Origin of the sequence: Acinetobacter sp. UBA3132 (assembly GCF_002364825.1) — a bacterium.
Classification (GTDB): Bacteria; Pseudomonadota; Gammaproteobacteria; order Pseudomonadales; family Moraxellaceae; genus Acinetobacter; species Acinetobacter schindleri.
Genome location: NZ_DEZM01000114.1, coordinates 1 through 943, shown reverse-complemented (window position 1 = coordinate 943; position 943 = coordinate 1). Strand labels below are relative to the sequence as shown.

Annotated in this window: 2 protein-coding genes; both read right to left on the bottom strand. The window is 41.0% G+C overall.

Features of this window, described 5'->3' with window-relative positions:
- Nucleotides 1–267, bottom strand: a 267-nt coding sequence (locus B4033_RS05725; RefSeq protein ID WP_286832639.1) for an ATP-binding cassette domain-containing protein, incomplete at its 3' end; no start/stop codon positions are given.
- A 76-nt stretch (nucleotides 268–343) separates the two neighbouring features.
- Nucleotides 344–943: MetQ/NlpA family ABC transporter substrate-binding protein (locus tag B4033_RS05720; protein WP_286832638.1), on the bottom strand; the 600-nt coding region annotated here is incomplete at its 5' end.

Genomic DNA, 943 nt, shown 5'->3' with positions numbered 1-943 from the left:
CTGGAAAATCATGCCAATCTGGGTACGTTCCTGACGCAATGATTTGGCATCCAAAGCAGTAAAATCTGTACCATTAATTATTACCCGGCCCGAAGTTGGTCGTTCCAGCAGGTTAATCAGGCGAATCAGGGTACTTTTACCGGCACCACTATAACCGATGATGCCAAAAATACTGCCGGTTGGAATCTGAAGATTAATCTGATTCAAGGCATGCAAGGTTTGACCCTTAAGCTCATACTGTTTTGAAATATCTTTAAATTCAATCATAGTGTCAAAAACTGCATCACGGATAAAAAAACAGGCAAGAAATCGTCCTTGCCTGTTCTAAAAGTCTATTATAGTACTATTTTGATTCAGTTAAATACGTCACAGGTTTGTTTACCGCAACTTTAGTACCACCAAAATGCTCATCAACATATGCTTTTACTGCTGGCGTATGATACAACGCACCCACTTTTTGCAGGACTGGATCATTTTGACGATCTGCTGCAACCGCTAATACGTTGACGTTCATTTTTGTGCTTTGATCAATCGGCTCATAGTAAATCGCATCTTTCAATACGTTTAAACCACCTTCCATTGCCAAGGTATTGCCCAGCACAATCGCATCAACTTCGTCTTTTACGCGTACTGCAGTCGCCATTTGAATGGGCTTAATCACGATTTGTTTTGCATTTTCGGTCACATCAGACGTTGTGCCTTTGACATTGTCAAATCCAGCTTTTAATTTAACCAGACCTGCCGATTGTAACAGCAATAATGCACGTGATTCGTTTGCGCCGTCATTCGGAATGGCAATGGTCGCACCAGTTTTAAACTCATTTAAAGATTTGACTTTGCTTGAGTAAATACCCATCGGCTCTAAATAAGTGGTAGATAGAGGTGCAATTTTGGCTGTGTTGGCATCGTTATAAGCCACCATATAGGCATAAGACTGGAATGC